Here is a 6,062-nt window from a genome sequence, read left to right as displayed (position 1 = left end):
GCGATAATCGCCCCCGGACCCCCGTATTAATGAACGAATGAAACAGAAACGGAATCAGGCCCGGTCAGCGGGCCCCTTGACGGTTTGGTGCGGCGGAACAAGTCGCCATGGCAGACTCACGGTGAACAGGCTGCCCACGCCCGGTTGGCTTTCCACTTCAAGACGACCCCCCATCTGTACCACCAGGCGGTGAGAAAGAGTGAGTCCCAGCCCGGTGCCCCCGAAGCGACGGGTGATGCTGGAGTCGCCCTGGGTGAACGGGTCGAAGATGGTGCCCATTTGCTCTTCAGAAATGCCAATACCCGTATCACTCACCAATATCAATAAATGCTGCGGCTCCTGCCCATCGTACTGCAACGACACACTCACCCGGCCCATCTCGGTAAATTTGACGGCGTTGCCCACCAGGTTGAGCACTATCTGCCGCAGGCGGAACCGGTCTCCCCCAATCCACTCGGGCACCGACGGCGCCGCGTGGTATTCCAGCTTCAGCGTCTTTGCGTCTGCGATCACCCGCAGCAAATTGACGACTTCCTGTACCACCTCTCGGGGACGGAAAGGCTCCTCGACAACCAGGCATTGTCCCGCCTCGATTTTGGACAGGTCGAGAATCTGGTCGATCAGTTCGAGCAGGTTGTTTCCGGAAACCTGCAGCCTGCCCACATAGTCGCGCTGCTCGTTGCTCAACTCCGAATCCAGCAGCAGGTCGGACATACCCAGGATCACGTTCATCGGTGTGCGGATTTCGTGGCTCATGACGGCCAGAAACTCGCTTTTGGCCCGATTGGCCTTTTCGGCCAGCTCTTTGGCCCGGATCAGAGTCAACTCATCCCGTTTACGTTCGGTGATATCGAAAAGCGTGACCAGAACATCGTTGCCCAGACTGATGCCGGAGATCAATACGGTGCGCACCTCTCCCCGTTTACAGGTGACCCGGTATTCGGCAGGAGCGATGTCGCCCCCATCTTTTCGGGCCTGGGCGAGAGCGCAGTTAAAGTTCTCCTGCACCTGGAGCCGGTACGATTCGACCGGGCAGGCCAACCGCCACCAATGCTCCAGAGTCGGCAGCTCCGCCGCAGTATAGCCGAAGGTTTGTTCGAAGCGGGCGTTGATCGCCACCGGAAGACCCGACTCACCGACAAAACACATAGGAACCGGGGAAAGGCGGAAAAGTTGCCGAAAGCGGGATTCGGACTCTTTCAAGGCCACTTCCGCGCTTTGCCGTTCGGCGATTTCGCTTTCCAGTGCGGTGACAACTTCCCCCAACTGGCGGGTCATATCGTTGAAAGCCAGACCGAGATTGCTGAGTTCATCGTCCCGACTCAACGCCACACGGAACTTGAATGACCCGCTCCCAACCTCCTGGAGCGCCCGGGAGAGCGTATTCAGATGCCGACCGATCAGGATCTCGAACAGGAGGATGATGAAAAACGAGACGATGAAGGTTTTGACACCCTGGCTGAGCAGAATGATCAGGGCTCTGTCCACAAGCTGGCGATAGACCCCCGTCAAATCGGCCTGTACCTGGATGCTGCCGAGGGGAACGCTCTCCCCCCGATGGGGATGGGAGAGTTCGAAGTGGGTATTGATGACATGGTGATCCTGGCTGAGGCCAAGGCTGTCGATGCGTTCGCCCTGAACGGTGTCAATCCGGGCATATCGAATATTGGGCAGCCGCAAAATGGCTTCCAACTGAAGATGTAAACCCTGAAGATTGTGAACCCAGATGGCTGCGGAAAGGGTATCCCGATAGAGGGAGCTTATTTCGTTCAGTCGATATTCGATGGCCGAAATATCTCTTCGATAATCCAGAACAAGCTGTATGGATGTAATTATTAACGTGACCAAAGAGCTGAACATTAGAATGTAAAGCGCAAAACGCCTACCAATGCCTTTGGATAGCAGGAGCGAAACAAGATCCTTTGGATTATATTCCGCCATGAAAACCTGCATAAAAATTCAATGTGGCAGGGAAAAACGCTCTTTCGCCGCTTCGAAGATCCGCTGATAGCTGCCGTCCGCCTTCATGCGCCGGATCTCCTCGGCCAGGATCGGCACCAGGTGGCTGTGCCTCCTATGCAGGTAGAGATACCAGTCACCGCTCAAAAACGGCGGTTCAAGCACCTGAATTCCCGAATATCCCATTTCCCGGATCAGCATCAGACCCGACAGCCGCTCGATGATCGCCAGGTCGATCCGGCCCTGGTTCAGCATGGCAAACAACTGCTCCCCGGAATCCACCAGGGTCACGGAATGGGCCGGAGTGGTATTCCACTCGATGATCTTCCACCCTTTGACAACCCCGACGTCGTAGGGTTTCAAATCCTCCGGAAGTCGCACATGAATCCCTGCGGAGCGGGAAAAGATGACATGCTCGTAGGACATAACCCTTTCAGGTACCCGAACCAGATTGGGATAACTCTTCTCCATGCCGGCGATGCGACAAACATCGCCGTCGTCGATCCCCTGGTTGGCGTTGATTAGGGAGCGCTCCGCGGGCAGATACTGAATATCAACGAACACTCCCAACCGGGAGAAGAGCTCCTGATAGAATTGATCCAGCAGACCGGACCTCTCCGGCGTGTTGAGAGGCGCCGTATGAGAGGTGTTCAGAACCAGTTTGACGGCCGGAACGGCACCAGCCCCCTGTGACATCAGGAGACCGAGAAGCATCGGAAGGAGGAGGAAACTCCCTGGCGACTTGCGCAGCATCACATCTGTCGCACGAAAGGCACGCGATCCCCTTCCGGCAAGGTCTGCCGGATGGCGGCGCGCACCATGGCATTCACGAAGGCAAACTCCCTTCGGCTGGCGAATCCGTTGCTCTCCACCAGCCCAACCCGCACCAGATGCTCCAAAGCGCCTTCGGTCTGGGCCAAATCGACGTGCAATCCCAACTTCTGCAACTGCCCCAGGCTGACCCTTCCGTAGGCCGCGACGGCCCGCGCCACCCGCCAGTCGACGCCGACCCGATCCACCCGTTCCAGAATCAGCCCCAGCAGGGTTTCCGGAAAGATCAATTCACCCGGTTCCCCCCCCGCCTCCTGACCCGCCGCGATGGATCGCCAGGTTTCCACGGCGAACAACGGCACACCACCGCTCCACTGGGCGATCTGCTCGGTCAGTTCCTTGTCGGGACGCGGTTTACCGGCGATATCTTCCAGCAATCGCACGATCTCCCGGGTCATCAAACGCCGCAGGGCAACCACGCCGATACCCGGCGTTGCGGCAAGCGTGCGCAACTCCGCACCCCGTCCCGCTCCGATAAGCCACACCCTGGTACCGTTCAACAATTCCGCCAGATGGGGTAAAAGCTGACTCGACCAGCCATCCATCCACTGCAGATTGTCCAGGAACAGCACCACCGGCCCTTCGAGACGCTGCAGATGCCGCACCAGCATGGCCGCGATGCGTTCCACCCGAATCGCGCCGTTTTCGGCAGGGAAGGCCTCCTCTCCGGCCATCAGTGTCATCAGGTCCGTCAAGCCCGGCGTTTCGACCCCGAAGGTACTCTCCACCAGGGCGACCCTCTCCGCATGGGAAAATTCCCGACGACAGCCCGCCAGGCTCTCCAATACTCCGGGAAAGGCGTGGAAAGGACGGTGGCGCGTTACGGCACGGAAACTTCCCTCCAGCCAGGTCACCTTTCCGCCGGCGAGAAGTTCCCGTTGCAACTCCCGAATCAGCCGCGTCTTGCCGAAGCCCGCCTCCCCGAGAACCAGGCTCATGCCGCTGCGGCCCGCCTGCGCCTCCTGCCAGGCTTTGCCCAGAGCCTCCATCTCCTCGCGGCGACCGAGCAACTCACCTTCCAGAATGGCGCGAATGCCACCGGGCCGGGTTCGCAGTCCGGCGCAGGAGGTCTCCGGAATCCAGGTGGAAAGGGCTCCGTAGCGCGAAACCAGCCAGCGCAGGGCCTGATCCGTCACCATCGACAGCCCCTGCCGATCCCCGCCCTGCATCCAGGCCGGAAAGGCGAAACAACCTTCCGTGAGCAAATCACCCTGCAGCGCGATGCGCCCCTGGGCATCGGTTGTGGCCACGCATCGACCACTGGCCACCCCCAGTTGCCAGGGGAACTCATCCCCCGACTCGTTGCCCCCGAGGCGGATCAACTCCCGACGCACCAGACAGGCCGCACACGCCGCCCGCTCCGGATCGTCCTCCCGCATGTGCGGCACCCCGAACAGGACAAGCACTCCTCCGGGAAAGCCTTGCACCACCCCTTCGAAACGACGCGCCACCGTCTCGACGATGCGTTTGAGCTGCATCTGCAGCCGGGCGAAGCCCTCGCTTCCCAGGCGATGCAGCAGCGCATCCGACGAAGGCAGTCGCACCACCAGCAGGCTCACCGGCTGCAAGGAGGAGGAGTAACTCAGGCCGCGCCGTTCCTGAACGGACGGAGCGGTGCCTCCGGTCGGGGCTTGCTGGGAGGAGAAGAGCGACACCTCGCCACGGGCCTGTTCGATGAGTCGGGCCGCCTTGGTGCGATTGTTGACCTTCAACTGGCGGTAGATGGCCACCAGATGCTGCTTGACCGTGCCCTCCGTGATACCCAGCAGATTGGCCACCTCCTTGTTGGACTTGCCCGCCTGCACCAGATGCAGGATCTCCTCCTGCCGTTCGGTCAGTGGCAAACCACCCGATCCCCTTCTGCTGCGCATATCGTCGCTGTTCATGGCCACCTGAGAGGGTTGAACTTCAATTCACCGGCGACTTTCGGGTCATGCTCGGAATCGCCGTGCCCGCCGGTTCCGGACGCGGATCCGGCACCAGAGGTTTGACCAGATAGGCCAACAGGGAACGACTGCCCGTGACCACGTCGGCTTGAGCCGCCATGCCGGGCAGTATCGGATTCGCTCCCGGAATATTCCCGACGTATTGTTTCTCCAATGCCGCGTAGCCCCGATAATAGACCTTTTTGTCCGCTTCCAACTGGGTGAAGGGGGAGACGGTCAACAGGCGTCCCTTGATCGTACCGTACCTCTCCGAGTCGTAGCTGGCCACCTTGATCACCACGGATTGGCCCGGTTTCACGAAGCCGATATCCTTGGGCAGTATACGCAATTCGAGCTGCAATGGCTCATCGGAAGGGACGATCTGCAGCAGGACATCCCCCGGTTTGACCACCCCGCCGATGGTGCGCATGCGCAAATCCTGGACCCGACCGCGCACCCGGGCATGGAGAATCAGGTGGGTGCTGCGATTTTCCAGCTTGGTCACCTGCTCTTCCACCTGCTCCAGTTCCCCCTTGACAGTACCCAGTTCGTCGCTGGCCTTGTGGCGCAGATCGGCCTCCATGGCCTGACGCCGCGTTTCCACCTCGCCAAGGGACTTGCGGGCCTTTTCCAACTGTTTGCCCAACCTCTGGATCTCACCCTGGGAGCTGACCACGTCCCTCTGGGCGTTCAACTGGGCCATGCGTGAAACCAGATCCTTGCGCCCCAGCTCCTCCCGCAGGGAGAGCAACTGGTCGTCGACCCCGCTACGCGCCCGCGCCTGGCGAATCTGCTCCCCGATGAGGGCCACTTCCGCCTTTTTCTGGGCTATCTGGGTATCGATGAGCCACAGATTGCTCTTGCGGGCCTCGTTCTGGGTGTGCCACAAGACCTTTTGCTCCCGCACCACATCGACGAATTCGGCGCCGATGGCGGAAAAATCGGGCTCCTCTCCCCGGACGAAGGCCTCCAGACGGACAGCACGCGCCCGCAGGGCGGCCTGGCGGGCCTGAATCTGCTTCTTCTCGGAGAGGGTCGTGGCATTGCTCAGACGCAACAGCTCCTGCCCCTCCTCCACCAGCTGTCCCTCGCTGACCAGAAGTTTGGCCAGGATACCCCCTTCCGGGGCCTGCACGGAATGTACCGATCCCGTGGGCTGGAACTGACCGGTGGTCTTGACCGCCTCGTCCACCTCGGTCACGATGGCCCAGATGAAGACCGAAAATATGAAGGCCACCACCAGCATCAACTTCAGACGCGATTTCCAGGAGATGTCCTCCTCTTCCAGAATGAGGGCCTCCGAGAGGTATCGTGAAAAGTTCTGTTTCGCGTTTCCCAAGACCATTG

4 protein-coding genes are annotated in these 6,062 nt (G+C 60.1%); all 4 read right to left on the bottom strand.

The features are described from left to right. Window positions 1-54 precede the first annotated feature (54 nt). The 4 genes from HQL56_06470 to HQL56_06455 all read right to left on the bottom strand — a co-directional run bounded on the left by HQL56_06470 (window position 55) and on the right by HQL56_06455 (window position 6,060). Window positions 55-1,860, bottom strand: a complete 1,806-nt coding sequence (locus HQL56_06470; protein MBF0309153.1) for a PAS domain S-box protein — start codon at window positions 1,858-1,860, stop codon at window positions 55-57. Window positions 1,861-1,959: 99 nt separating this feature from the next. Beyond that, window positions 1,960-2,655: a transporter substrate-binding domain-containing protein gene (locus tag HQL56_06465; protein MBF0309152.1), complete on the bottom strand. Its 696-nt coding sequence runs from the start codon at window positions 2,653-2,655 to the stop codon at window positions 1,960-1,962. Between the two features lie 56 nt (window positions 2,656-2,711). After that, window positions 2,712-4,676 (bottom strand): AAA family ATPase, encoded by a 1,965-nt coding sequence (locus HQL56_06460; GenBank protein MBF0309151.1) that lies wholly within the window; start codon window positions 4,674-4,676, stop codon window positions 2,712-2,714. Between the two features lie 22 nt (window positions 4,677-4,698). Then, window positions 4,699-6,060, bottom strand: coding sequence for an HlyD family type I secretion periplasmic adaptor subunit (locus tag HQL56_06455; protein ID MBF0309150.1), 1,362 nt, complete (start codon window positions 6,058-6,060; stop codon window positions 4,699-4,701). Window positions 6,061-6,062: the final 2 nt, after the last annotated feature.

The sequence above is a fragment of the Magnetococcales bacterium genome, from assembly GCA_015231925.1.
Classification (GTDB): domain Bacteria; phylum Pseudomonadota; class Magnetococcia; order Magnetococcales; family JADGAQ01; genus JADGAQ01.
Note: the sequence above shows the minus strand (reverse complement) of the source record. Positions and strands in the feature narration are given on the sequence as shown.

Coding starts and splice junctions, on each gene's coding strand:
- HQL56_06465 (MBF0309152.1), bottom strand. CDS start 2,655: ATGTCACAGGGGGCTGGTGCCGTTCCGGCCGTCAAACTGGTTCTGAAC.
- HQL56_06460 (MBF0309151.1), bottom strand. CDS start 4,676: ATGAACAGCGACGATATGCGCAGCAGAAGGGGATCGGGTGGTTTGCCA.
- HQL56_06470 (MBF0309153.1), bottom strand. CDS start 1,860: ATGTTCAGCTCTTTGGTCACGTTAATAATTACATCCATACAGCTTGTT.
- HQL56_06455 (MBF0309150.1), bottom strand. CDS start 6,060: ATGGTCTTGGGAAACGCGAAACAGAACTTTTCACGATACCTCTCGGAG.